Here is a 25,282-nt window from a genome sequence, read left to right on the forward strand (position 1 = left end):
CACTCATGCATCTCCAGCCGCTTGATACTACGCCTCATTCAATGAACGAGCTGGACCGCTGCCACGTGACGCACCCGCTCTCCCAATGCATAGGTCAGTACAACACGCTGTCTCGAACGCGAGGCCCTATGAGGGCATTATGCCTGTCACCTTTTCCCAAAAGGAGCTTCATTCGCTGATTATACGACCACTGGAGCAAATGCGTTAGCCAAGATCTATCCGACGTCGCTCCCTGGACAAACCCCGCTACACAATTCTCAACCCTTACTCCAAAGAGCCAGGCATCTACTTAAATTTTCCGAGCAACCTGCCTGCACGAGACATCACTTCAATTGCGCTCTACCCGAATACGCTTGCTACGGATCCAGAACTGCCGAATGAAGCCGCAGACCACCCCTAAACTCAATCCCATTGCCGTACCCAATGCCAAAATTAAAGCTCGGTTTGGCTTACTTGGAGAGTCTGCAGACAAAATTTCACCTTCAATCCGATAAACGGCAAAGTCTTCCGGAGCAATGATGAGGTCTTTGTACAATGAGTACTTTCCTTGTAGCTTGCGCATACCATCGATGTAGGGATCATCGGACTCTCTAGCTTCGAGAACCTTTATCTCTGCAGTCAACGCCCTCGTACCCCGTAAGTAGATCATTCGAGGGTCATTCACTTCTGGCGACTGTAAAGCCAGATTATCCAAGACAATAAGGGGCTTATCAAACCCCGCGGCGCTAGCTACTTTCACCGCTTCACGCAACCGTAAAAGTGTGTCCAGCCTCTTCGCCGCCGCTTCGTCTCTAAGAAATTTTATCCTTGCCTCAACACGACGACTTCGGACTTCCACCTCTTCAGAAAAACTATTGATAAGTTCTTTTTTTGTGGCGTCACTGACTGTATCTAAATAGACGCGTAATAAACGCTCTGATTCGGCGGGATCGTCGCTTGAGACCACAACTGCAAAACGTCCCGGAACCCCTTTGACCGACTGAACAACAAGGCTTTTCGAAAACTGCCGAAAGGTTGGGACTTCGCCACTCACCTTGTTTTTGGAAATTAAAGACTTCTCTTCAAAGAGTTCACGCTTTAACGAATCCGACTGTAAATTTTTGACAAATTGACTGTACACATCCTCCGCAGAGTAATGCTTCAGCTTTGTTTTTTTGATACCACCAAAATCAAATTTTTCCAGATCACTCTGCTGGGGAGGTAAAATGTAAGCGCGCGCTTCATATACAGGAGAAGACAGCGATGCGTAAGCAATAGCTATAAGCATAACCAAGCCTGCAACGATGGCAATCAACCAACGCTGGCCCCACATCCCTTTAATAAAATCAACTAAATCCATTTCATTTAAGCTTTGCCTGCTATCGCCTTTTACATCCATATACTTTGTTTAACCTGTTTAATTAAAAGACAAACGCATCAGCATACTGACTAATTACTTCTGCCTACCTTTACGCCCCGTCGGCCCTTCAGTACAAGGGTAAAAAACGGGCCTATCGCCATACCGATCAACAACGCTATGACCAGGTAACTAGCAAGAGAAGCTTCACCACTTGACCAACCGAAGAAATTTATAACGACCACTTGCTCATTTTCGAGCATAAAGACGGTAACTGCCAAAATAATCAGTGGAATCAAAGCCAGGGTTATCCACCGCCAAAATTTGTTCACGAGCCCCCTCCTTCCACCGGTTCAGATATCACCTTCTTCGTCCTCATTGACGCGGTCTCTCAACTCCTTCCCAGGCTTGAAATGAGGCACAAATTTCCCATCAAGACTCACCGACTGACCCGTCTTCGGATTACGCCCGACCCGCGGCGCCCGATAGTGCAGGGAGAAGCTGCCAAAGCCACGAATCTCGATCCGATCACCGGTGGCCAAGCACTGGGACATCTGTTCAAGCATAGTCTTGATAGCCAACTCCACATCCTTGGATGAGAGCAGCCCTTGATGGGTGACAATTCGTTCGATCAACTCCGACTTCGTCATATTTTTCCCTTCTTTTTCAAGCAGCTAGGAAAATCGCTCCAAAGGTTTTAGCACGCTCAAAGGCATTTGAACAGCCCGAGTACTGACATTCTGCCACACATCAAAACGCCGACTTCAGCGCTCTTGAAGCATCACCTGCAAATAACAAGCATTGTGCGTGTCAGGTAGCCCGCTGGATTGAAACCAAAGGGGTAGTCGTCTTCTTCCTTGGCGTCGTCAGACCTTGTGATCACTTTGTAGCCCGCCCCTTTGCACTCCTTGGCCGCTCTCCTTTGGCATTTCTCCCAACCTGACCCCAGCCCCGAACAATCCACCTCTATGCCGCTGACGCCGCGTACAGCGTGGGTTTTGGCGTTGGTGCCACACCCCGTCAGCATTAGAACCACCATCACAATCAGGAACTTGTTCATTCATTTCCTTAGGCCAGGCATCCCAGCCGACTACCGTTCACTTCAAGGTAAGACTAGCTGCTGATAAACGATTGATCCTGCTGAAGAAACAGACCGCTGCGCAAGGCCATTGGTTTCAGGGGTGATTTTTCTGCAAGAAAATCCTGGGCTCACCAAATCCCAGGCACAAAAAAGGGCGACCGAAGTCGCCCTTTTTCTATGGTCTGACAGAACTTAGTTCTGCTTTTCCATTTGTGCACGCAGCAGGTCGCCCAGAGTGGTAGGACCAGCAGAAGTGTTATCAGCAGCTGGCTTGTCGCGCAGGCTCTGGATAGCTTCTTTCTCGTCTTCCACGTCTTTCGACTTGATCGACAGCTGGATTACACGGCTCTTGCGGTCAACGCTGATGATCTTGGCTTCTACTTCTTCGCCTTCTTTCAGAACGTTGCGCGCGTCTTCAACGCGGTCACGGCTGATTTCGGAGGCTTTCAGAGTCGCTTCGATATCGTCGGCCAGAACGATGATGGCGCCTTTGGCGTCAACTTCTTTCACAGTGCCTTTAACGATGGCGCCTTTGTCGTTAACCGAGACGTACTCGGAGAACGGATCGCTTTCCAGTTGCTTGATACCCAGGGAGATACGCTCGCGCTCTGGGTCAACCGACAGGATAACGGTGTCCAGCTCGTCGCCCTTCTTGAAGCGGCGAACGGCTTCTTCGCCCACTTCGTTCCAGGAGATGTCGGACAGGTGAACCAGACCGTCGATGCCGCCGTCCAGACCAATGAAGATACCGAAATCGGTGATCGACTTGATGGTGCCGGAGATTTTATCGCCCTTGTTGAACTGGCCAGAGAAGTCTTCCCATGGGTTGGACTTGCACTGCTTGATACCGAGGGAGATACGACGACGCTCTTCGTCGATGTCCAGAACCATGACTTCCACTTCGTCGCCGACTTGAACGACTTTCGAAGGGTGGATGTTCTTGTTGGTCCAGTCCATTTCGGAAACGTGTACCAGGCCTTCAACGCCTTCTTCCAGCTCAGCGAAGCAGCCGTAGTCGGTCAGGTTGGTTACACGAGCGGTAACGCGAGTGCTTTCTGGGTAACGGGCTTTGATAGCAACCCATGGATCTTCGCCCAGTTGCTTCAGGCCCAGGGAAACACGATTGCGCTCGCGATCGTACTTCAGAACCTTGACATCGATCTCGTCGCCAACGTTGACGATTTCGGAAGGATGCTTGATACGTTTCCAAGCCATGTCGGTAATGTGCAGCAGGCCATCGACGCCACCCAGATCGACGAATGCGCCGTAATCGGTGAGGTTCTTGACGATACCTTTGACTTGTTGGCCTTCCTGCAGGGATTCCAGCAGAGCTTCACGCTCGGCGGAGTTCTCGGCTTCGAGGACGCTGCGACGGGAAACGACAACGTTGTTGCGCTTCTGGTCCAGCTTGATGACCTTGAATTCCAGCTCTTTGCCTTCCAGGTGCGTGGTGTCGCGCACAGGACGGACGTCAACCAGAGAACCAGGCAGGAACGCACGGATGCCGTTAACGTCGACAGTGAAGCCGCCTTTAACCTTACCGTTGATAACGCCCTTGACCACTTCTTCGGCTGCGAAGGCTGCTTCCAGAACAATCCAGCATTCAGCGCGCTTGGCTTTTTCACGGGACAGCTTGGTTTCACCAAAGCCATCTTCAACCGAGTCCAGAGCAACGTGAACTTCGTCACCGACATTGATAGTCAGATCGCCAGCGTCGTTGTAGAACTGCTCAAGCGGGATGAGTGCTTCAGACTTCAGGCCAGCGTGAACGGTTACCCAGCGAGCTTGGTAATCGATATCAACGATAACACCGGTGATGATGGAGCCAGCCTGAAGGTTCAGGGTTTTTAGGCTTTCTTCAAAGAGTTCCGCAAAGCTTTCGCTCATTTTAATTCCTGTAGATAAGGGCGAAGAATACGCCCATTTCCGCATCCCAGACGATGTGGGTTGGTTTCATTTAAAAGAAGCGCCGCAGGACTATGACTGGTCCCCTGTGGCCCTCTTGGTCACCCGGCGATATCGCGAAGCGCGATCTCGCTCATGATGCGTTCCAGCACCTGATCGATGGACAATTCCGTGGAATCCAGCTGAATGGCGTCGGCCGCCGGCTTGAGCGGGGCTACCGCTCGCTGGGTGTCGCGCTCATCGCGCGCACGTATCTCATCTAGCAGACTCGACAGACTAACACCATCGACTTTTCCCTTCAACTGCAAGTATCGACGGCGCGCGCGCTCCTCGGCACTGGCAGTGAGGAAGATCTTCAGTGGCGCGTCCGGGAAAACCACCGTGCCCATGTCGCGGCCATCGGCCACCAGGCCGGGCGATTCCTGAAATGCACGCTGACGTTGCAGCAACGCCTCACGCACGGCGGGCAATGCAGCCACCTGGGAAGCACCGGAACCGACGCTCTCCGTACGGATCACATCGCTGACTTCGTCGCCTTCCAGAATGATGCGTTGCAACTGACCGTCGGTCGCCGCGATGAATTGCACATCCAGATGAGCGGCGAGTTTCTTCAGCAACTCTTCGTTGGTCAGGTCCACGCCATGGTTATGCGCGGCAAAGGCCAGCAAACGGTAAAGCGCACCGGAATCCAGCAGATTCCAGCCCAGGCGCTTGGCCAGTATCCCGGCGACCGTGCCCTTGCCGGAGCCGCTTGGCCCATCGATGGTGATGACCGGTGCAATGTTTTTCACGACTGAGCCTCTTGTGCAACACGGATACCGACCTGGGCACACAGCGCCAGGAAATTCGGGAACGAAGTCGCGACGTTGGCGCAATCATGGATCCGGATCGGTGCGCTAGCGCGCAGTGAAGCCACGCTGAACGCCATGGCAATCCGGTGATCGCCGTGACCGTGCACTTCGCCGCCGCCGATCGAGCCGCCGTCGATGATGATGCCGTCCGGCGTCGGTTCGCACTTGACGCCCAGCGCCAGCAAGCCGTCGGCCATCACCTGGATCCGGTCGGACTCCTTGACGCGCAGCTCTTCAGCGCCACGCAGGACGGTGCGTCCTTCGGCGCAGGCCGCTGCCACGAACAGTACCGGGAATTCGTCGATCGCCAACGGCACCAGCGCTTCGGGAATCTCGATACCCTTGAGTTTAGCTGCACGCACGCGCAAGTCCGCCACTGGCTCGCCACCGACTTCACGCTGGTTTTCCAAAGTGATGTCAGCCCCCATCAGGCGCAGGATATCGATCACGCCGGTGCGAGTCGGGTTGATACCGACGTGTTCGAGCACCAGCTCGGAACCTTCGGCGATCGACGCGGCCACCAGGAAGAAAGCCGAAGAGGAAATGTCGCCCGGCACTTCGATGTGGGTTGCGGTCAACCTGTGCCCGGACTCCACCGACGCCGTCGCACCGTCGACGCTCACCGGGTAGCCGAAGCCGCGCAGCATGCGCTCGGTGTGGTCACGAGTCGGTGCAGGTTCGGTCACTGTGGTCTTGCCTTCGGCATACAGGCCCGCCAACAGCAGGCAGGATTTAACCTGGGCGCTGGCCATCGGCATGGTGTAGGTCAGGCCTTTGAGCGCGTGCCCGCCACGAATGGTCATCGGTGGGCGACCTTCGGCAGCGGTCTCGATCACGGCGCCCATTTCCCGCAGGGGATTGGCCACACGATTCATCGGACGCTTGGACAGCGAGGCGTCGCCGGTCAGGGTGCTGTCGAAATTCTGCGCAGCCAGCAGGCCGGCCAGCAGGCGCATCGACGTGCCGGAGTTGCCCAGGTAGATCGGACCCGGCGCTGGCTTCAAGCCATGCAGGCCGACGCCGTGGATGGTCACACGACCGTGGTGCGGCCCTTCGATCACGACGCCCATGTCACGGAAAGCCTGCAGGGTCGCCAGGGCGTCTTCGCCCTCGAGGAAGCCTTCGACTTCGGTAACACCTTCAGCCAGGGAGCCAAGCATGATCGAGCGGTGGGAAATCGATTTGTCGCCCGGTACACGAATCCGCCCAGTCAGGCGGCCACCCGGTTGTCCCAGGAAAATCAGGTCGTTGGAGTTCATAGCGTCCACATAAGCCCGGCGGGCCAGGATTTTACTGAAATGTTCGCGGGCAACCCGGGCGCGAGTGAAGACGCCCAACAACTGGTGCCCATCCCCTGCATCGACCGCGTCGCGCAAGGCGTCGAGGTCGCTGCGAAATGTATCGAGTGTGCGCAGGACAGCTTCGCGGTTGGCGAGGAAGATGTCATGCCACATGACCGGGTCACTCCCCGCGATTCTCGTGAAATCGCGGAAACCGCCGGCAGCGTAACGGAAGATCTCAAGGTTTTCATTGCGCTTGGCCAACGAATCGACCAGGCCGAACGCCAGCAGGTGCGGCAGGTGGCTGGTCGCCGCCAGGACTTCGTCGTGACGCTCGACCTGCATGTGCTCGACATCGGCACCCAGCTCACGCCACAAGCGATCAACCACCGCCAGCGCCGCCGGATCGGTTTGCTCCAGCGGTGTCAGGATCACCTTATGACGACGGAACAGTTCGCCATTGGAGGCTTCCACCCCGCTCTGCTCGGAACCGGCGATCGGATGACCGGGCACGAAATTCGCCGGCATACCGCCAAACGCCTCGGTGGCCGCACGCACGACATTGCCCTTGGCACTGCCGACATCGGTCAGAATCGCCCGCCCCAGATCCACGCGAGCCAGGCGGCCAAGCAGTTTCTCCATGGCCAGAATCGGCACGGCCAACTGAATCACATCAGCGCCCTGGCAAGCCAGCACCAGGTCCTCCTCGCAACGGTCGACCACACCCAATTCAACCGCGAGCTTGCGCGATTGCGGATCGAGGTCGACGCCGACCACTTCACGGCACAGGCCGCTTTCACGCAAGCCTTTGGCGAACGAGCCGCCGATCAATCCAAGACCGACCACCACCAGGCGACCGATCATAGGCTCGGCAGATTGCGCTGCAGTGACATCAACCACGAGCCAGGACCTTGGTCAGCGCCTCGAGGAAGCGGCTGTTTTCCGCCGGCAGGCCGATGGTGACCCGCAGGTGGTTCGGCATGCCGTAGTTGGCCACCGGACGCACAATCACGCCTTCGCGCAACAGGCCCTGAAACACCGGAGCCGCCACACGACCCAGGTCGACGCAGATGAAGTTGCCCTTGGATGCAATCCAGCTCAGCCCCAACTCGCGGAAGCCCGCCTCAAGCTGCTGCATGCCGGCTTCGTTCAGACGGCGGCTTTCAGCCAGGTACGCTTCGTCCTGCAACGCAGCACAAGCGGCCGCCAGGGCCAGGCTGTTGACGTTGAACGGCTGACGCACACGGTTCAGCACGTCGGCGACGACCGCCGTGGACAGGCCATAACCCACACGCAGCGACGCCAGCCCATAGGCCTTGGAGAAGGTGCGCGACACCAGCAAATTCGGGTAGGCCGCCAGGAAATCCAGGCCGTCCGGCAGGTCGCTGCCCTCGGCGTACTCGATGTAGGCCTCGTCCAGTACCACCAGCACGTGCTCCGGCACGTCCTGGAGGAATTCGTCCAGCGCCTCGGCGTCGAACCAGGTCCCGGTCGGGTTGTTCGGGTTGGCGATGAACACCACGCGGGTATCGGCGTCGATCGCGGCCAGCATGGCCGGCAGATCATGGCCCCAGTTTTTTGCCGGGACCACTTTAGCCGTCGCACCGACGGCTTGCGTGGCGATCGGGTAGACCGCAAACGCGTGTTCGCTGAACACGGCGTTCAGGCCCGGCGCCAGGTAAGCACGGGCGACCAGCTCCAGAATGTCGTTGGAACCATTGCCCAGCGTCACCTGATTCAGTTCGACACGGCATTGTTCGGCCAACAGGGTCTTGAGCGCAAAGCCGTTGCCGTCCGGATAGCGGGTCAGCTCGGCCAGCGCTTCACGAATCGCGGCCAGTGCCTTCGGGCTGGCGCCCAATGGGTTTTCGTTGCTCGCCAGTTTGACGATGCTGGCTGGATCGATGTCCAGTTCGCGTGCCAGTTCGTCCACAGGCTTGCCCGGAACGTAAGGCGACAGTTGTTGCACGCCCGGCTGTGCCAGGGCGAGGAAGTTGCCACTCATTTGCTACCCCTTAGAGAACGGCTTTCGGGTAGGAACCCAACACTTTAAGTGCCACTGCTTCCTGACTGATTTTTTCCAGCACACCCTTGACCAGCGGATCACGGTGGTGACCGACGAAATCGATAAAGAACACATAGGTCCATTTACCGCTGCGCGAAGGACGCGTCTCGATGCGGGTCAAGTCGATGCCATTGTCGTGGAACGGCACCAACAACTCGTGAAGCGCACCGGGCTTGTTGCTCATGGAGACGATGATCGACGTCTTGTCGTCGCCGGTCGGTGGCACTTCCTGATTACCGATCATCAGGAAACGCGTGGAGTTGTCCGGACGATCCTCGATTTTCTCCGCCAGCCGGGTCAAGCCGTACAGACCGGCGGCCATATCACCCGCGATCGCTGCCGAGTTCCACTCACCCTTGACCCGCTTGGCCGCTTCGGCGTTGCTCGAAACCGCCACGCGCTCGACGTTCGGGTAGTGTGCATCCAGCCACTTGCGGCACTGGGCCAGCGATTGGGCATGGGAGTAGATGCGGCTGATGCTGTCGGTCTTGGTGTTTTCACCGACCAACAGGTGGTGGTGAATGCGCAGCTCGACTTCGCCACAAATGACCATGTCATGTTCGAGGAAGCTGTCGAGGGTATGGTTGACCGCGCCTTCGGTGGAGTTTTCCACCGGGACCACGCCAAAGTTCACCGCCCCGGCAGCGACCTCACGGAACACTTCGTCGATCGCCGCCATCGGCTTGCTGATGACCGCATGGCCGAAGTGTTTCATGGCCGCCGCCTGGGTGAAGGTGCCTTCAGGGCCGAGGTACGCCACTTTCAGCGGCTGCTCGAGGGCCAGGCACGACGACATGATTTCGCGAAACAGTCGCGCCATCTCTTCGTTGCCCAGCGGCCCCTGATTACGCTCCATCACGCGCTTGAGCACCTGAGCTTCACGCTCGGGACGATAGAACACCGGCACTTCGCCTTCAGCCAGCGAAGCCATCTTTACTCGCGCAACTTCCTGGGCGCAGCGTGCACGCTCACTGATCAGCTCCAGGACCTTGAGGTCCAGGGCGTCAATGCGAACGCGCAGTGCCTTGAGTTCTTGCTCAGACATCAGCCGTGTTCCTTCTCGAACTCTGCCATGTACGAAACCAGTGCGTTGATCGCAACGATGTCCACGGCGTTATAGATAGAGGCGCGCATGCCGCCCACGGAACGGTGCCCCTTGAGGTTCAACAGGCCGCGCTCTTCGGCACCGGCCAGGAACGGCTTGTCGAGGCGATCGTCAGCCAGGCGGAACGGCACGTTCATCCACGAGCGGTCGGACTTGTTGATCGGGTTGTTGTACAAGCCGCTGGCGTCGATGAAGTCATACAGGGTGCGCTGCTTCACGTCGTTGAGCTTGCCGATGGCTTCAACGCCACCCTGCTCTTTCAGCCACTCGAACACCAGGCCTGACAGGTACCAGGCCAGGGTTGGCGGGGTGTTGTACATCGAGCCGTTATCGGCCGCGACCTTGTAGTCGAGCATGGTCGGGCACAGCGCACGGGCCTTGCCCAGCAAGTCTTCGCGAACGATGTTGACGACGATGCCGCTCGGACCGATGTTCTTCTGGGCGCCGGCGTAGATCATGCCGAAGCGCGACACATCGATGGGGCGCGAGAGAATGTCGGAAGACATGTCGGCAACCAGCGGCACATCACCGGTTTGCGGAACCCACTGGAACTCCAGGCCGCCGATGGTTTCGTTCGGCGCGTAGTGAACGTAGGCTGCGTCTTTCGACAGGTTCCACTCGTTCTGGCCTGGGATCGCGAAGTAATCGTAAGGCTTGGCGGTGGCCGCGACATTGACATGGCCGTAGCGCGAAGCTTCTTCGATGGCTTTCTGCGACCAGATGCCGGTGTCGATGTAGTCGGCAGAGCCGCCTTCGGGCAACAGGTTCAGGGGGATCTGAGCGAATTGCTGGCTGGCGCCACCTTGCAGGAACAGCACTTTATAGTTCGAAGGGATATTCAGCAGATCACGCAGATCCTGTTCGGCCTTGGTCGCGATGGACACGAACTCATCGCTGCGATGGCTCATTTCCATGACGGACAGGCCCTTGCCGTGCCAATCAAGGAGTTCACCCTGGGCGCGCTTCAGGACAGCTTCGGGAAGTGCCGCAGGACCGGCACAGAAGTTAAAGGCTCTCTTGCTCACATCCAATCTCGCTCTGATTTGGTGATATCACGCAATAAAATCACTAACAGACGACATCAAGGCGCCCTGCCAGAGCAGGGTATTTTGTGAGAGCGAGCCTGCTCGCGATGGATCACAACGGTTCTCAGAGGTACCGCGGCGTCTGCATTCGCGAGCAGGCTCGCTCCCACAGGGGATCTCCATTGATGTCGACACTTTCCGTTCGGACAAACAACAAGGGGGCGAATTTTCATCCGCCCCCTCTGTGCCCGCTTACTCTTGCGGTTCTTCGTCAGCGGCGGCGTCGAGTTGCTGGTCTTCGACAACGTCGTCTATCACGACTTCGCCGTCGAACTGCGCACCCTCTTCACCTTCCAGCTCTTCGCCTTCGATTTCCGACGGCTCCTGAACCCGCTCCAGGCCCACCAGCGTCTCGTCGTTGGCCAGCTTGATCAGGGTCACGCCCTGGGTGTTACGGCCCAGACTGGACACTTCGTCGACTCGGGTACGAACCAGGGTGCCCTGGTCGGAAATCAGCATGATTTCCTCGCCATCGAGCACCTGAACCGCGCCGACCAGGCGGCCGTTGCGGTCGTTGCTGACCATGGCGATAACGCCCTGGCCGCCACGCTTGTACTCCGGGAACTCGGTGATCGCAGTACGCTTGCCATAGCCACGCTCGGAAGCGGTGAGGATCTGGCTGCCTTCTTCCGGGATCAGCATGGAAATCAGCTTCTGGCCTTCCGGCAGACGCATGCCGCGAACACCGCGAGCGGTACGGCCCATGGCGCGAACGTCGGTTTCCTTGAAGCGAGTCACCTTGCCACCGTCGGAGAACAGCATGACTTCGCGCTCGCCATCGGTGATGGCGGCGGAAATCAGTACGTCGCCTTCGTCCAGCTCCAGGGCAATCAGGCCAACGCTGCGTTGGCGACTGAAGGATTCCAGCGGGGTCTTTTTCACGGTGCCGTTGGCGGTCGCCATGAAGATGAAGTGACCTTCGGTGTACTCCTCGACCGGCAGCATGGTGGTGATGTATTCACCGTCATCCAGTGGCAACAGATTGACCAGCGGACGGCCGCGAGCGGCACGGGATGCTTCCGGAATCTCGTAGGTCTTGAGCCAGTACACCTTGCCCTTGCTGGAGAACAGCAGCAGCGTGGTGTGGCTGTTGGCGACCAGCAGGTGAGCGATGTAGTCCTCATCCTTGACGCCGGTCGCCGATTTGCCTTTACCGCCACGACGCTGGGCCTGGTACGCAGCCAGTGGCTGGGTCTTGGCATAGCCACCGTGGGAAATGGTCACGACACGCTCTTCTTCCGGGATCATGTCACCCAGGGTCAGGTCGAGACGGGCATCGAGAATCTCGGTGCGACGCACATCGCCGTATTCGGCGCGGATCACTTCCAGCTCTTCGCGGATCACTTCCATCAGGCGCGCGGCGCTGTTGAGGATGCGGATCAACTCGCCAATCTGGTTGAGGATCTCCTGGTACTCGGCCAGCAGCTTTTCATGCTCCAGGCCGGTCAGGCGGTGCAGGCGCAATTCCAGGATGGCCTGGGCCTGCTCTGGCGAGAGGAAGTACTTGCCATCACGCAGGCCGTATTGCGGGTCGAGGTTTTCCGGACGGCACGAATCGGCACCGGCACGTTCCACCATCGCCACCACTGCGGAGGATTCCCACGGGGTGCTGACCAGCGCTTCCTTGGCTTCCGACGGGGTCGGCGAAGCCTTGATCAGGGCGATGACCGGGTCGATGTTCGACAGGGCGACCGCTTGACCTTCAAGGATGTGACCACGCTCGCGCGCCTTGCGCAGTTCGAACACGGTACGACGGGTAACGACTTCGCGACGGTGACGAACGAAGGCTTCCAGCAGGTCCTTGAGGTTGAGGATCCGCGGGCGGCCGTCGATCAGCGCAACGATGTTGATACCGAACACGCTTTGCAGCTGGGTCTGGGCGTAGAGGTTGTTGAGGATCACCTCAGGCACTTCGCCACGACGCAGCTCGATCACGACGCGCATACCGTCCTTGTCGGACTCGTCGCGCAGCTCGGTGATGCCTTCGAGCTTCTTCTCCTTGACCAGCTCGGCGATCTTCTCGATCAGACGCGCCTTGTTCAGCTGGTAAGGCAGTTCGGTGATGACGATCTGCTGACGGCCACCGACCTTGTCGATGTCTTCGATGGTCGAGCGGGCGCGCATGTAAATGCGGCCACGACCGGTACGGTAGGCTTCGATGATACCGGCGCGACCATTGATGATCGCCGCCGTCGGGAAGTCCGGACCGGGGATGTATTGCATCAGTTCATCGACGGTCAGCTCTGGGTTGTCGATGAGCGCCAGGCAACCGTCGATGACTTCACCGAGGTTGTGCGGCGGAATGTTGGTCGCCATGCCCACGGCGATACCGCTGGAGCCGTTGACCAACAGGTTGGGAATACGGGTGGGCATGACCGCCGGGATCAATTCGGTGCCGTCGTAGTTCGGCACCCAGTCCACGGTTTCCTTGTGCAGGTCCGCCAGCAGCTCGTGCGCCAGCTTGGTCATGCGCACTTCGGTGTATCGCATGGCCGCCGCGTTGTCGCCGTCCACCGAACCGAAGTTGCCCTGGCCGTCGACCAGCAGGTAGCGCAGCGAGAATGGCTGCGCCATCCGGACGATGGTGTCGTACACCGCGGTATCACCGTGCGGGTGATACTTACCGATCACGTCACCGACGACACGGGCAGATTTCTTGTACGGCTTGTTGAAGTCGTTGCCCAGCTCGCTCATCGCGAACAGCACACGCCGGTGCACGGGCTTCAAGCCATCGCGCGCATCGGGCAGTGCCCGCCCGACAATTACGCTCATTGCGTAGTCGAGGTAGGACTGCTTCAGCTCGTCTTCGATATTGACCGGGAGGATTTCTTTGGCCAGTTCGCCCATGAGAAGCCTGATTCCTTTTTCTGGTGAAACTTCGTCACATCCATATGGGACCAACGAAGCTCGCCGATGCAGGCCGACTGCCGATGCACCGACTTACGACAAATCAACAAGTTATGCCATGGATCTGCGCAGTAGAGGCAGTCACGTCGGACTGCCCTGGAAACCGCCGGATGTTATCACAAGAGCCGCCACGCACCTATCCCCCAGATGCGCATGGAGTGTAGTTAGTTGACTGATGGCGTGCTTGAGGAAGAGCTCAGGGGCTTAGAGCTGTGCTGAATGGAGAAAAAGGGTGCATATCCAGCTGGTTTGCCGAGTTTTTTGCGCTCATCGCGAGCAGGCTCGCTCCCACAGGGGTTGTGGTGCACGCAAATCCGTGTGGGAGCGAGCCTGCTCGCGATAGGGCCCGCAGAGCCAGCCAACACCTTCAGTGCAACCGCTTGCGGCACATCAACTGCGCCATCTTCGCCGTATCCGGACGCTCGACAATGCCCTTTTCCGTGACGATCGCATCGATCAGGTCCGCCGGCGTCACGTCGAACACCGGGTTGAATGCATCGACGTCGGCCCCTACCCGCTTGCCGCCCACCTCCAGCAACTCACGGCCGTCGCGCTCTTCGATCGGGATGTCATCGCCACTGGCCAGGTTCATGTCGATGGTCGAGCTTGGGGCCACCACCATGAAGCGCACGCCGTGGTGCATGGCGTTCACTGCCAGTTGATAGGTCCCGATCTTGTTTGCTACGTCGCCATTGGCGGTGATGCGGTCGGCGCCGACGATGACCCAGGTGATGCCCTTGGTCTTCATGATGTGAGCGGCGGCAGAGTCGGCGTTGAGCGTCACGGGAATGCCCTCGTTGGCCAGTTCCCACGCCGTCAGCCGCGACCCCTGCAGCCAGGGACGGGTCTCGTCGGCGTACACGCGCTCGACCATGCCTTCGATGAACGCACCGCGAATCACCCCCAGTGCGGTACCGAAGCCGCCGGTGGCCAGTGCTCCGGTGTTGCAATGGGTCAGGATCGCCTGGGCATTGCCTTGATGCTTGCGGATCAGGTCCACCCCCAGTTGAGCCATGGTCAGGTTGGCTTCGCGATCACTTTCGTGAATGGCGATGGCCTCGGCCTCCAGCACCGCCAGAGGATCGTCATGTTTTTTCAGACGATCCAACCGATCATGCATGCGCCCCAGGGCCCAGAACAGATTGACGGCGGTGGGACGGGAATCGGCAAGCAGCGCGAAATCCTCTTCCAGCGCGGCGTACCAGTCGCCGCCTTCGGCCAGCCGGGCACGGGCCGCCAGTACAATCCCGTAGGCGGCAGTGATGCCGATCGCCGGCGCACCACGCACCACCATCGAACGAATGGCCTCGGCCACGCCCGCAGCGCTGGTATAAGCGAGCCAGGTTTCCTCGAACGGCAAAATACGCTGGTCCAGCAGATACAGGGCGCCATCACGCCAATCGATGGCCTTCACTTTCTCTGCCGCCATTAGTCGATCGCGCATCCCTCACCCCGCACTCATGAACAAAAGCCGCCGATTATAGCGATCCCCCCGCGAAGACGCTCGGGTATACTTCGCCATCTTTTACAAAAGTACCGGAACCCACCCTCGATGCCGAACACTGCCGCTGCGCTCGACCTGTTATTGCTGCCGACCTGGCTGGTACCCGTCGAACCCGCTGGCGTCGTCCTCAAGGAGCATGGCCTGGGCATCCGCGACGGGCGCATCGTGTTCATCGGCCCGCGTGCCGCCGCATTGAAGCTTGCAGCGAAGGAAGTGCGCGAACTGCCGGACATGCTGCTCAGCCCCGGCCTGATCAATGCCCATGGGCACGCGGCGATGACGCTGTTCCGAGGCCTGGCCGATGACCTGCCGCTGATGACCTGGCTGGAAAACCACATCTGGCCAGCCGAAGCCAAATGGGTCGATGAGGCCTTTGTACGCGATGGCACCGACCTTGCCATCGCCGAACAGATCAAAGGCGGCATCACCTGCTTCTCTGACATGTATTTCTTCCCGAAGGTTGCCAGCGAACGCGTGCACAACAGCGGCATTCGCGCGCAGATTGCGATTCCGATCCTCGATTTCCCGATTCCGGGCGCCGGTAACGCCGATGAAGCCATTCGTCAGGGCGTCGAGCTGTTCAACGATCTCAAGCACCATGAACGCATCAAAATCACTTTCGGTCCTCACGCACCCTATACCGTGGGCGACGAAAACCTGGAAAAAATCCGCGTGATCGCCGAAGAGCTGGACGCGTCGATTCACATGCACGTTCACGAAACTGCATTCGAAGTGCAGCAAGCCCTGGAGCAGCGAGGTGAACGGCCACTGGCCCGACTGGCGCGCCTGGGATTGCTGGGACCGCGTTTTCAGGCGGTTCACATGACTCAGATCAGCGATGAAGACCTGGCGATGCTGGTAGAAAGCAACACCTCTGTGATTCATTGCCCGGAATCGAACCTGAAGCTGGCCAGTGGTTTTTGCCCGGTAGAGCGGCTGTGGCAGGCCGGCGTCAACGTGGCGGTCGGCACTGACGGTGCGGCCAGCAATAACGACCTCGACCTGCTCGGCGAAACCCGTACCGCCGCCCTGCTCGCCAAGGCCGTCGCCGGCTCGGCCACCGCGCTGGACGCCCATCGTGCCCTGCGCATGGCCACATTGAACGGCGCCCGGGCGCTGGGAATCGAAGCCGATGTGGGCTCGCTGGAAATCGGCAAGGTGGCGGACATGGTCGCATTCGACCTGTCCGGCCTGGCGCAGCAACCGGTCTACGATCCGGTTTCGCAGCTTATATATGCCACCGGTCGCGACTGCGTGAAACACCTTTGGGTGGCCGGCCGGCAATTGCTGGAGGATCGCCGCCTGACGCGTCTGGATGAAGAACAGCTGAGCGCGACGGCCAAGGCCTGGGGCCAGCGCATAGGCGGCCACACCGAATCGTAAGCAGCCGAATGACAAGGCCCGTGGCGCCAGACGCCGGGGCAACAGGATTTTTCAAGTTTTAGAGGATGAACCATGAGTAACGTCGACTACGCCGAAATCGCCAAATTCGAAGCCCTGGCCCATCGCTGGTGGGACCGCGAAAGCGAGTTCAAACCGCTGCACGACATCAACCCGCTGCGGGTCAACTGGATCGACGAGCGGGTCAATCTGGCCGGCAAAAAGGTGCTCGACGTCGGCTGCGGTGGCGGCATCCTCAGCGAGGCCATGGCGCAGCGTGGCGCAACCGTGACCGGCATCGACATGGGCGAGGCGCCGCTGGCCGTTGCCCAGTTGCATCAACTGGAATCCGGCGTGAACGTCGAATACAGGCAGATCACTGCCGAAGCCCTGGCAGAAGAAATGCCCGGGCAGTTCGACGTGGTGACATGTCTGGAAATGCTCGAGCACGTGCCGGACCCTTCGTCGGTGATCCGCGCCTGTTTCAAAATGGTCAAACCGGGCGGCCAGGTGTTCTTCTCGACCATCAACCGCAACCCGAAGGCGTACCTGTTCGCCATCGTCGGCGCCGAATACATCATGAAGCTGCTGCCGCGTGGCACCCACGACTTCAAGAAATTCATCCGCCCTTCCGAGCTGGGTGCCTGGAGCCGCATGGCCGGCCTGACCGTCAAGGACATCATCGGCCTGACCTACAACCCGCTGACCAAGCACTACAAACTGGCTCCCGACGTGGACGTCAACTACATGATCCAGACCCTGCGCGAGGAGTAAGCCGATGCGTATCAGAGCAGTCCTTTTCGACATGGACGGCACGCTGCTCGACACCGCGCCGGACTTCATCGCGATCTGTCAGGCCATGCGCGCCGATCGCGGCTTGCCGCCCATCAATGACAAGCACATCCGCGACGAGATCTCCGGCGGCGCCCGGGCGATGGTCGCGGCGACGTTCTCCATGGACCCCGAGTCGCCAGGCTTCGAAGCACTGCGACTGGAATTCCTGGAACGCTACCTCGTCGGTTGCGCGGTTCACAGCAAGCTGTTCGACGGCATGCCCGAAGTGCTGGCCGACATCGAGAAAGCCAACCTGATCTGGGGCGTGGTGACCAACAAGCCCGTGCGGTTTGCCGAACCGATCATGCAGCAACTGGGGCTGGCCGAACGCTCGGCACTATTGATATGCCCGGACCACGTGAAAAACAGCAAACCTGACCCCGAGCCACTGATCCTGGCGTGCAAGATGCTCGACCTGGACCCGGCCAGCGTGCTGTTTGTCGGCGATGACCTGCGCGACATCGAGTCCGGCCGCGATGCCGGGACCAAGACCGTCGCCGTGACTTATGGCTATATCCATCCGGACGACAACCCGCGGCACTGGGGCGCGGACGTGGTGGTGGATCATCCGCTGGAGTTGCGCAAGGTGCTCGACAGCGCGCTTTGCAGCTGCTGAGCGGGATTCGTCGAATGACACATGTGGGGGCGAGCCTGCTCGCGAAGGCAATACTTCAGGCGATATCAGTGTTGACTGACATCGCCCCTTCGCGAGCAGGCTCGCTCCCACAGGGATAGCGCTGACCAGAAGAATTTTTATCGAGGTTTCATATGTTTGATTATTCCGCCCGCCCCGAACTGCTCAAGGATCGGGTCATTCTGGTCACTGGCGCCGGTCGCGGCATTGGTGCCGCCGCTGCCAAAACCTACGCCGCGCATGGCGCAACCGTCCTGCTGCTGGGCAAGACCGAAGCCAACCTGACGCAGGTCTACGACGAAATCGAAGCGGCCGGGCACCCACAACCGGCAGTGATCCCGTTCAACCTGGAAACCGCCCAGCCCCATCAATACGATGAGCTGGCAGCGATGATCGAAAGCGAATTCGGCCACCTCGACGGTTTGTTGCACAACGCGTCGATCATTGGTCCGCGTACGCCGATCGAGCAGTTGTCCGGCGAGAACTTCATGCGCGTCATGCACGTCAACGTCAACGCCATGTTCATGCTCACCAGCACCCTGCTGCCGCTGCTCAAGCTGTCGCAGGATGCATCGGTGGTGTTCACCTCCAGCAGCGTCGGTCGCAAGGGACGTGCATACTGGGGCGCCTACGGCGTATCGAAATTCGCCACCGAAGGGCTGATGCAAACCCTGGCGGACGAAGTCGACACCGTGGCCCCGGTACGCTCCAACAGCATCAACCCAGGGGCGACCCGCACCAGCATGCGCGCCCAGGCGTATCCCGGCGAAAACCCGCTGAACAACCCGACGCCCGAGGAGATCATGCCGGTCTACCTCTACCTGATGGGTCCGGACAGTACCGGCATCAACGGCCAGGCGTTCAATGCCCAATAACCGTGCGTCGCTTTTGTGCCGCGGCGAATTCCCGTCGCGGCACTCGGCAAACGACGCCATTGGAGTCAAACAAACGTCAGCCGCCGAGTCAAACATACCCTCCAAGCCGTGCAAGCCATTGATTTTCAGCTGATTTTAATAAAATAAAACTAATGGCACGGCTTTCGCTCTGATTAGACTCAGACACGCCGTGTGAAAATGGACGGGCCGACGCTCCAGTCGATGGGTTATTAATCTTCGACAAAGCAGACTAAACTTGCGCGAAATGTCCTACGGGACTGATGGATCAGTACGACGCGCAGCCCAAAGCCGCTCTCACCCAGCTTGTAAGACAGCCTTACTGCTCAAGGGCGCACGCCATATGAAATCACCCTCCCAGACCAACGCAATTGACTTCGACACTGCCAAATTGCAACGCCTGGGCTTTGCTCAACAACCGCCGCTTCTGAAGCGACCGGCCAGCCTTGCGCAAGTGCGCCAGCAACTGAACCAGCAGTTGCAGACCAGTCTCGAGCCCCAACGCATTCTCGAGACCTTTTTCCGAGAAATTCATCGGCTCGTGCCGCTCGACGCCTTGAGTTATGAACACAAGGCCTGCGAATTGCGCCTGGAATTCGGCCTGCGCGGTCATCATTCGGTCAGCTACAGCCTCAGCCATGAAGGCGAGCACCTGGGCGAACTGCTGTTTCGCCGCAATCAGCGTTTCAGCGAGCAGGAGCTGGGCCACCTCGAGTCGTTGCTGTCCGCCCTGCTGTACCCGATGCGCAATGCCCTGCTCTACCGTGCAGCCACCCAGAGTGCCTTGCGTGACCCGCTGACGGACACCGGCAATCGCATTGCCATGGACCAGACACTGCAACGGGAAATCGAGATGTCGCGTCGGCACCTGCAACCCCTGTCGCTGCTGATGCTGGACATCGACCATTTCAAGCAGATCAACGACAGCCACGGCCACAGCGCCGGCGACGACGTGCTGCGGGCCGTTGCCGCTTCGATCAAAAGCCAGTTGCGCAACGTCGACATGGTGTTCCGCTTCGGCGGCGAAGAGTTTCTGATTTTGCTGTCCAACACCGGTCGCGAGGCCGCCGCGCTGGTCGGTGAGCGGCTGCGGCTTTGCGCGCAGAACAAGGATTTCCTGGCCGATGGCCATTTGATCGATCTGACGGTCAGCCTCGGCTGTTCGACATTGCTGCCGGGTGAATCTGCCGAGAGCCTGCTGCGCCGAGCCGACAGCGCGTTGTATGTGGCCAAACGCGAAGGCCGCAATCGGCTGACGATGGCGGGCTGAGCACCCGCCGCCATCAAGCTTCAGCGCACCGCGCCGCGCAGTTCACCGACCAACCCGCGCAAGCTGTCCGGCTGCGCCGCCTCGACCGCCACTGCCGGACCGGCCACCAGGGTCACCCGTGACCACAGGCGGCGGAAGATCCCCTTGGCGGGATCGCGACTGAAAAAACTGCCCCAAAGCCCCTGCAGCGCCAGCGGAATCACCGGCACCGGCGTCTCCTCGAGAATCCGCGTCAACCCACCCTTGAATTCGTTGATCTCGCCATCGGCGGTCAATTTTCCTTCGGGGAAAATGCACACCAGCTCGCCTTCCTTCAGGTACTGCGCGATTCGCGTGAACGCCTTTTCGTAAATCTGGATGTCTTCATGGCGCCCGGCGATAGGAATCGTCCCGGCGGTACGAAAGATGAAGTTCAGCACCGGCAGGTTGTAGATCTTGTAGTACATCACGAAGCGAATCGGCCGACGCACTGCGCCACCAATCAACAGTGCATCGACAAACGACACGTGGTTGCACACCAGCAGTGCCGCGCCTTCGTCCGGGATCACGTCCAGGTTGCGATGTTCGACACGGTACATGGAATGGCTGAGCAGCCAGATCATGAAGCGCATGGTGAATTCGGGAACGATCCTGAAAATGTAGGCGTTGACGCCGATGTTCAGCAGCGACACCACCAGGAACAGATGGGGAATCGACAACTTGGCCAGGCTCAGCAACACGATCGAGACAATGGCCGACACCACCATGAACAAGGCGTTGAGAATATTGTTGGCGGCAATCACCCGCGCCCGCTCGTTTTCCGGGGTTCGCGACTGGATCAGCGCGTACAGCGGCACAATGTAGAAACCGCCGAAGACGCCCAGCCCGAGGATGTCGATCAGCACCAGCCAGGTATGACCGAAGCCGAGGATGTCGACCCAGCCGTGGCCGTTGGCACTCTCTGGAATCCCGCCGGAATGCCACCACAACAAGAGCCCGAACACGGTCAGCCCGAACGAACCGAACGGCACCAGGCCGATCTCGACCTTGCGCCCGGAGAGTCTCTCGCACAACAGCGACCCCAGGGCGATGCCCACCGAGAACACCGTCAGGATCAGCGTCACCACGGTTTCGTCGCCGTGCATCCACTCCTTGGCGTATGCCGGGATTTGCGTGAGGTAGATCGCCCCGACGAACCAGAACCACGAGTTGCCGACAATCGAGCGCGACACCGCTGGCGTCTGCCCCAGGCCCAGCTTCAAGGTGGCCCAGGATTGGCTGAAGATGTTCCAGTTCAGGCGCATTTGCGGTGACGAGGCCGCCGCCCTCGGAATGCTGCGGCTGGCCAGATAACCGAGCACGGCTATGCCGATGATCGCCGTGGATACGATGGGCGCGTAGTTCGCGGACGACATCATGATCCCGGCCCCGATGGTCCCGGCCAGGATCGCCAGGAAGGTGCCCATTTCCACCAGGCCGTTGCCGCCGACCAGTTCCTCCTCGTGCAGCGCCTGGGGCAGGATCGAGTATTTCACTGGCCCGAACAGCGCCGAATGAGTGCCCATGGCGAATAACGCCACCAGCATCAGCGAAAGATGATCGAAGACGAAGCCCACCGCCCCCACCACCATGATTGCGATTTCGCCCAGTTTGATCAGGCGAATCAGCGCATCCTTGGCGAATTTCTCGCCAAACTGCCCGGCCAGCGCCGAGAACAGGAAGAACGGCAGGATAAACAGCAGCGCGCACAGGTTGACCCAGATCGAACGATCACCCTCGATCGTCAACTTGTACAAAATGGCGAGGATCAACGACTGCTTGAACACGTTGTCGTTGAACGCCCCGAGGGACTGGGTCAGAAAAAACGGCAGGAAGCGCCGGGTGCGAAGCAAGGTGAACTGTGAGGGGTGACTCATCTTCCGTGTTTCCCTGGTTTAGGTAACGAGTGGCCTGAATTCTATTATTGGAGTGTCGAATGTCGACCCAGGCCACACCTTACCGAATCCTGACCGGTTATTTCTCTAATCCTGCTATGCACGGCGAGACAAACAACTCGCCCCGCCAGGCACCCTGTGCGGTACGTTTGGCGACGATCAGCCACATCACTGCCAGCAAGGCCACCAGCGCGCAACCAAAGACACTGAAAAACAACAGGCCCAACTGGCTGGCCAGTTTCAACGTTGCCAGAGAATAGACGCCCAACGGAAAGGTAAACCCCCACCAGCCCAGGTTGAACGGAATGCCGACGCTCAGGTAACGGCAGGTGATCAGGAAGGCAATCAGCATCCACCACAATCCGAAGCCCCACAGCGTAATCCCCGCCACCAGCCCCAGCCCGGCAGCGATCTCGCCGATGCCCGGCAAACCATTGGCCGCGAAGATGGCCGGCGCATCGTTGCCCAGCAACAGCATGCCCAACGCCCCGGTGCCGATCGGGCCAAGCGCCAGCCAGCTCGACGCAGCCATGCTTTCGTGGGGCAGTTTGTGCAGGGCCATGCGCAGCAACAGGATCGTCAGGATGCTCAGGGCGACCGGCAAGGAAAACGCCCAAAGCACATAGCTGGTCACCAGTACCACCCATTGCGCATGGGCATCGGCCAGGTGCGGCGCCAACAGGCCACCACTGGCAGCCGCGACTTCGGCGGCCACCACCGGCAACAGCCAGACAGCGGTCATCTGGTCAATGCTGTGTTCCTGGCGAGTGAACATCATGTAGGGAATCAACACGCCGCAGGCCACGGACATTGCCACATCCAGCCACCACAGCAGCCCGGCGATTTCAATCAGGCCGTCGCCCCAACGGGGCAATCCGAATACCAGGCAACCGTTGATGATGGTCGCCAGGCCCATGGGAATGGTGCCGAAGAACATCGAGACCGTGGAGTGAGCGAAAATCCGCCGTGCCTCGTCGAAAAACAGCAGCCATCGTGCGGCGTAGAGTACGGTGAACAGCGCGAACAGAACGATGTTCAACAACCAGAGCGCTTCAGCAAGCGCATGCAAGCCAGGCACCGCGAACGGCAGTTGCGCCAGCGCCAAGGCCAGGACCCCGGTGCCCATGGTCGCGGCGAACCAGTTCGGTGTGAAATGGCGAATCACATCACGCGGGTGCTGCAAATGACTGAACGGTTTGATGCCGCAGAGGGCGGTATTGGGGCATGGCATGGCGAACTCCTGTCCTCATTTGAGGTGGAACCCATGTTAGACCCGGATCGAATATCTATATAACGGGTAATTTCTCTAACGATTATCGATTTTATAAATGACAGGAGACGGCGTTCTTCAGGGACGCCCGGCAGTGCTACACACCTGGGCAGGCCGCTGACGCAACAACGCCAGCAACGCACAGGCCGCCAGAAGGATCAGCACCGCGCCGTAACCGTCGGTGGTCGTGACCAGGCCAAAGGTGCGCGTCAGACTCCCCGCCAGCAGCGACGGTAGACAGAACGCCAGGTAGCTCAGCACGTAATAGGCCGACATCAGACCCGCTCGTTCGTGAGGCAAGGCCAGCGGCACAACCGTGCGCAGCGTACCGAGAAAACTCGCGCCAAAGCCACATCCGGCGATCAGCGTCCCGATGAAGAACAGCGACAGGCTGGCGCTGTGTACAGCCAGCAGAATCGCCGCCACGCCCACGGGCAAAACGCTCGCGCCCAACCGCAAGACCTTGTCGGCGGGACGATTGCGCAAGGTGTAGATCATCACCGCGCCCGTCACGGTCAATACGGCCACGGTCGCACCGCCAATCAGGTTGGAGGTGGAGCCGGTGGCAGTTCGAACCAGCGAGGGTGCAAGGGACGCGAAGAATCCACCCAGTGCCCAGGCGGCGGTATTGATCGGCAACACCAGGTACAAGGTGCGGCGCGCCTGGACAGGCACGTGCAGCGTCGGCAGCAGCGACGCCAGCGCTCCGGGTTGTCGGCTGACACTTTCCGGCAAGCGCCAGACGTACAACGCCTGCCAGGCGAACAGCACGAGCAGGACCCAGAACGTCAGTTGCAACGGCAGCGGCGCAAACTCGGCCAGCAAGCCGCACCCCATGGCCCCGACCGCCATGCCAAGCAACGGCGCGACGCTGTTGACCAAGGGTCCCTGCTGGCGATCGGTGTCGAGCAACGCAGCGCCCAGTGATGCCGTGGCCATCCCGGTGGCGAAGCCCTGGAGCACGCGGGCCGCGATCAACCACGCCACGCTGTCGGCATTGATGAACAACAGCATGGCCAGCATGTTGAGCAACACCGAAGTAAAAATCACCGGTTTGCGCCCCAGGTAATCCGAGAGCGAACCTACCGTCAGCAAGGCCACCAACAAGCTGATCGCGTACACGCCGAAAATCAGGGTCAGGGTCGCTGCGGAGAATTGCAAATGCTCCTGGTACAAGTGGTACAAGGGCGTCGGCGCCGTGGAAGCCGCGAGAAAACTGAGTAAAGTGATCGCCAGGAAGCCCAGGCTTGACCGTTTGGAAAATGAATTCGGCATGTGCACACTCCGCAAAAGCTAATTTTTTGCTTTTGCGGAGTGTGCTACTCGCTGGCGCTTAAAGCAAATTCTTTGTGTTAAGGTCCGATCCATGGCTATTAAAGAAGGTTTACGCCCGGGCGGCCGCAGTGCCCGGGTCCAGGAGTCGATCCATTCGGCGGTTCGCGCGCTGCTGGCCGAACACGACCGATCGAGCGTCACCGTCCCGCAGATCGCTGCGCGTGCCGGCGTCACGCCGTCGACCATTTACCGACGCTGGGGCGATGTGTCGGCACTGCTGGCGGACGTCGCATTGGCGCGCATGCAGCCCGACAGCGAACCGGTCAACACCGGCACCTTGCGCGGTGACGTGCAGGCGTGGGCGGAGCAGTACCTGGATGAAATGAGCTCGGAACCCGGTCGCAACATGCTGCGCGATGTACAAGCGAGCCCGACGCCTGGCTGTTGCGCGACCATCATCGCCGGACAGTTGCAGGCGATACTGGACCGCTATCCCGATCAGCCGAAACCAGGCGTGGATCGGTTGATCAATCTGCTGGTCGCCCCCTCCGTGTTCCGCATCCTGTTTTCCACAGCGCCGCTTGAGGTTGAGGAATTGCACCGGCTGGTCGGGATGGCGTTGGATCAGTGAGGCCCGCTTCGCGAGCCCCTCGGATCGCCGCACCGTCGCTCCCCTGTTCACCACAACCCAGTG

The 25,282-nt window shown here is 59.5% G+C and carries 21 protein-coding genes; 6 read left to right on the plus strand and 15 right to left on the minus strand.

Annotated features, from left to right (window positions below; all coding sequences use genetic code 11):
- Positions 1-328: 328 nt before the first annotated feature.
- The 12 genes from ACM6IM_RS12465 to mtnA all read right to left on the minus strand — a co-directional run bounded on the left by ACM6IM_RS12465 (position 329) and on the right by mtnA (position 15,059).
- Positions 329-1,378, minus strand: coding sequence for a Wzz/FepE/Etk N-terminal domain-containing protein (locus ACM6IM_RS12465; RefSeq protein ID WP_414865282.1), 1,050 nt, complete (start codon positions 1,376-1,378; stop codon positions 329-331).
- A 50-nt stretch (positions 1,379-1,428) separates the two neighbouring features.
- A complete protein-coding gene (locus ACM6IM_RS12470) occupies positions 1,429-1,668 on the minus strand; it encodes a lipopolysaccharide assembly protein LapA domain-containing protein (RefSeq protein WP_414865283.1) in 240 nt (79 codons plus the stop codon).
- Positions 1,669-1,689: 21 nt separating this feature from the next.
- The gene (gene ihfB / locus ACM6IM_RS12475; RefSeq protein ID WP_201189606.1) at positions 1,690-1,986 is read right to left on the minus strand and encodes an integration host factor subunit beta; all 297 of its coding nucleotides are present in this window, start codon (positions 1,984-1,986) and stop codon (positions 1,690-1,692) included.
- 131 nt (positions 1,987-2,117) lie between these two features.
- Complete coding sequence (locus ACM6IM_RS12480; protein ID WP_414865284.1) at positions 2,118-2,396, minus strand: hypothetical protein; 279 nt, start codon at positions 2,394-2,396, stop codon at positions 2,118-2,120.
- Positions 2,397-2,609: 213 nt separating this feature from the next.
- The gene (gene rpsA / locus ACM6IM_RS12485) at positions 2,610-4,304 is read right to left on the minus strand and encodes a 30S ribosomal protein S1 (protein ID WP_414865285.1); all 1,695 of its coding nucleotides are present in this window, start codon (positions 4,302-4,304) and stop codon (positions 2,610-2,612) included.
- A gap of 119 nt (positions 4,305-4,423) precedes the next feature.
- Entirely contained in the window at positions 4,424-5,113 is a 690-nt protein-coding gene (gene cmk, locus ACM6IM_RS12490; RefSeq protein ID WP_414865286.1) for a (d)CMP kinase, read from the minus strand.
- Positions 5,110-7,317: a bifunctional prephenate dehydrogenase/3-phosphoshikimate 1-carboxyvinyltransferase gene (locus ACM6IM_RS12495; protein ID WP_207195377.1), complete on the minus strand. Its 2,208-nt coding sequence runs from the start codon at positions 7,315-7,317 to the stop codon at positions 5,110-5,112. Before ACM6IM_RS12495 ends, cmk begins: the two co-directional genes overlap by 4 nt.
- 28 nt (positions 7,318-7,345) lie before the next feature.
- Entirely contained in the window at positions 7,346-8,458 is a 1,113-nt protein-coding gene (hisC, locus tag ACM6IM_RS12500; protein ID WP_414865287.1) for a histidinol-phosphate transaminase, read from the minus strand.
- A gap of 10 nt (positions 8,459-8,468) precedes the next feature.
- On the minus strand, positions 8,469-9,563 hold the full coding sequence (gene pheA / locus ACM6IM_RS12505; protein WP_192302018.1) for a prephenate dehydratase: 1,095 nt from the start codon (positions 9,561-9,563) through the stop codon (positions 8,469-8,471).
- Entirely contained in the window at positions 9,563-10,648 is a 1,086-nt protein-coding gene (serC, locus tag ACM6IM_RS12510; protein ID WP_192302019.1) for a 3-phosphoserine/phosphohydroxythreonine transaminase, read from the minus strand. Before serC ends, pheA begins: the two co-directional genes overlap by 1 nt.
- Before the next feature lie 252 nt (positions 10,649-10,900).
- Positions 10,901-13,555, minus strand: coding sequence for a DNA gyrase subunit A (gyrA, locus tag ACM6IM_RS12515; RefSeq protein ID WP_192302020.1), 2,655 nt, complete (start codon positions 13,553-13,555; stop codon positions 10,901-10,903).
- Positions 13,556-13,982: 427 nt separating this feature from the next.
- Complete coding sequence (gene mtnA, locus ACM6IM_RS12520) at positions 13,983-15,059, minus strand: S-methyl-5-thioribose-1-phosphate isomerase (protein WP_192302021.1); 1,077 nt, start codon at positions 15,057-15,059, stop codon at positions 13,983-13,985.
- A 108-nt stretch (positions 15,060-15,167) separates the two neighbouring features.
- Between mtnA and ACM6IM_RS12525 the strand changes: the two genes are divergently transcribed.
- The 5 genes from ACM6IM_RS12525 (at position 15,168) to ACM6IM_RS12545 (ending at position 20,130) form a co-directional block, all read left to right on the plus strand.
- Complete coding sequence (locus ACM6IM_RS12525; protein WP_414865288.1) at positions 15,168-16,502, plus strand: TRZ/ATZ family hydrolase; 1,335 nt, start codon at positions 15,168-15,170, stop codon at positions 16,500-16,502.
- Positions 16,503-16,574: 72 nt separating this feature from the next.
- Positions 16,575-17,273, plus strand: coding sequence for a bifunctional 2-polyprenyl-6-hydroxyphenol methylase/3-demethylubiquinol 3-O-methyltransferase UbiG (gene ubiG, locus ACM6IM_RS12530; protein WP_414865289.1), 699 nt, complete (start codon positions 16,575-16,577; stop codon positions 17,271-17,273).
- A 4-nt stretch (positions 17,274-17,277) separates the two neighbouring features.
- Positions 17,278-17,949, plus strand: a complete 672-nt coding sequence (gene mupP, locus ACM6IM_RS12535) for an N-acetylmuramic acid 6-phosphate phosphatase MupP (RefSeq protein WP_192302024.1) — start codon at positions 17,278-17,280, stop codon at positions 17,947-17,949.
- 152 nt (positions 17,950-18,101) lie between these two features.
- On the plus strand, positions 18,102-18,842 hold the full coding sequence (locus ACM6IM_RS12540; RefSeq protein ID WP_192302025.1) for a YciK family oxidoreductase: 741 nt from the start codon (positions 18,102-18,104) through the stop codon (positions 18,840-18,842).
- A 361-nt stretch (positions 18,843-19,203) separates the two neighbouring features.
- A complete protein-coding gene (locus ACM6IM_RS12545) occupies positions 19,204-20,130 on the plus strand; it encodes a GGDEF domain-containing protein (RefSeq protein ID WP_201189620.1) in 927 nt (308 codons plus the stop codon).
- Positions 20,131-20,150: 20 nt separating this feature from the next.
- Here the strand turns inward: ACM6IM_RS12545 and ACM6IM_RS12550 are convergent, their stop codons facing one another.
- From ACM6IM_RS12550 to ACM6IM_RS12560, 3 genes are all read right to left on the minus strand, one after another.
- Complete coding sequence (locus ACM6IM_RS12550) at positions 20,151-22,025, minus strand: MFS transporter (RefSeq protein ID WP_414865290.1); 1,875 nt, start codon at positions 22,023-22,025, stop codon at positions 20,151-20,153.
- Positions 22,026-22,122: 97 nt separating this feature from the next.
- The gene (locus tag ACM6IM_RS12555; RefSeq protein WP_414865291.1) at positions 22,123-23,274 is read right to left on the minus strand and encodes a TDT family transporter; all 1,152 of its coding nucleotides are present in this window, start codon (positions 23,272-23,274) and stop codon (positions 22,123-22,125) included.
- Positions 23,275-23,391: 117 nt separating this feature from the next.
- Positions 23,392-24,588: an MFS transporter gene (locus ACM6IM_RS12560; protein WP_414865292.1), complete on the minus strand. Its 1,197-nt coding sequence runs from the start codon at positions 24,586-24,588 to the stop codon at positions 23,392-23,394.
- Positions 24,589-24,679: 91 nt separating this feature from the next.
- Here ACM6IM_RS12560 and ACM6IM_RS12565 point away from each other — a divergent pair, with 91 nt between their 5' ends.
- Entirely contained in the window at positions 24,680-25,219 is a 540-nt protein-coding gene (locus ACM6IM_RS12565; protein ID WP_192302030.1) for a TetR/AcrR family transcriptional regulator, read from the plus strand.
- The last annotated feature ends 63 nt before the right edge of the window (positions 25,220-25,282 follow it).

It is taken from the genome of Pseudomonas sp. IT-P12, from assembly GCF_949767465.1.
Taxonomy (GTDB): domain Bacteria; phylum Pseudomonadota; class Gammaproteobacteria; order Pseudomonadales; family Pseudomonadaceae; genus Aquipseudomonas.

What these genes read in the sequence shown, in the direction of transcription:
- ACM6IM_RS12465 (WP_414865282.1), bottom strand. Translation starts at nt 1,378, where the DNA reads ATGGATGTAAAAGGCGATAGCAGGCAAAGCTTAAATGAAATGGATTTA.
- ihfB (WP_201189606.1), bottom strand. Translation starts at nt 1,986, where the DNA reads ATGACGAAGTCGGAGTTGATCGAACGAATTGTCACCCATCAAGGGCTG.
- ACM6IM_RS12480 (WP_414865284.1), bottom strand. Translation starts at nt 2,396, where the DNA reads ATGAACAAGTTCCTGATTGTGATGGTGGTTCTAATGCTGACGGGGTGT.
- rpsA (WP_414865285.1), bottom strand. Translation starts at nt 4,304, where the DNA reads ATGAGCGAAAGCTTTGCGGAACTCTTTGAAGAAAGCCTAAAAACCCTG.
- ACM6IM_RS12495 (WP_207195377.1), bottom strand. Translation starts at nt 7,317, where the DNA reads ATGATCGGTCGCCTGGTGGTGGTCGGTCTTGGATTGATCGGCGGCTCG.
- hisC (WP_414865287.1), bottom strand. Translation starts at nt 8,458, where the DNA reads ATGAGTGGCAACTTCCTCGCCCTGGCACAGCCGGGCGTGCAACAACTG.
- pheA (WP_192302018.1), bottom strand. Translation starts at nt 9,563, where the DNA reads ATGTCTGAGCAAGAACTCAAGGCACTGCGCGTTCGCATTGACGCCCTG.
- gyrA (WP_192302020.1), bottom strand. Translation starts at nt 13,555, where the DNA reads ATGGGCGAACTGGCCAAAGAAATCCTCCCGGTCAATATCGAAGACGAG.
- mtnA (WP_192302021.1), bottom strand. Translation starts at nt 15,059, where the DNA reads ATGCGCGATCGACTAATGGCGGCAGAGAAAGTGAAGGCCATCGATTGG.
- ACM6IM_RS12525 (WP_414865288.1), top strand. Translation starts at nt 15,168, where the DNA reads ATGCCGAACACTGCCGCTGCGCTCGACCTGTTATTGCTGCCGACCTGG.
- ubiG (WP_414865289.1), top strand. Translation starts at nt 16,575, where the DNA reads ATGAGTAACGTCGACTACGCCGAAATCGCCAAATTCGAAGCCCTGGCC.
- mupP (WP_192302024.1), top strand. Translation starts at nt 17,278, where the DNA reads ATGCGTATCAGAGCAGTCCTTTTCGACATGGACGGCACGCTGCTCGAC.
- ACM6IM_RS12540 (WP_192302025.1), top strand. Translation starts at nt 18,102, where the DNA reads ATGTTTGATTATTCCGCCCGCCCCGAACTGCTCAAGGATCGGGTCATT.
- ACM6IM_RS12545 (WP_201189620.1), top strand. Translation starts at nt 19,204, where the DNA reads ATGAAATCACCCTCCCAGACCAACGCAATTGACTTCGACACTGCCAAA.
- ACM6IM_RS12550 (WP_414865290.1), bottom strand. Translation starts at nt 22,025, where the DNA reads ATGAGTCACCCCTCACAGTTCACCTTGCTTCGCACCCGGCGCTTCCTG.
- ACM6IM_RS12555 (WP_414865291.1), bottom strand. Translation starts at nt 23,274, where the DNA reads ATGCCATGCCCCAATACCGCCCTCTGCGGCATCAAACCGTTCAGTCAT.
- ACM6IM_RS12560 (WP_414865292.1), bottom strand. Translation starts at nt 24,588, where the DNA reads ATGCCGAATTCATTTTCCAAACGGTCAAGCCTGGGCTTCCTGGCGATC.
- ACM6IM_RS12565 (WP_192302030.1), top strand. Translation starts at nt 24,680, where the DNA reads ATGGCTATTAAAGAAGGTTTACGCCCGGGCGGCCGCAGTGCCCGGGTC.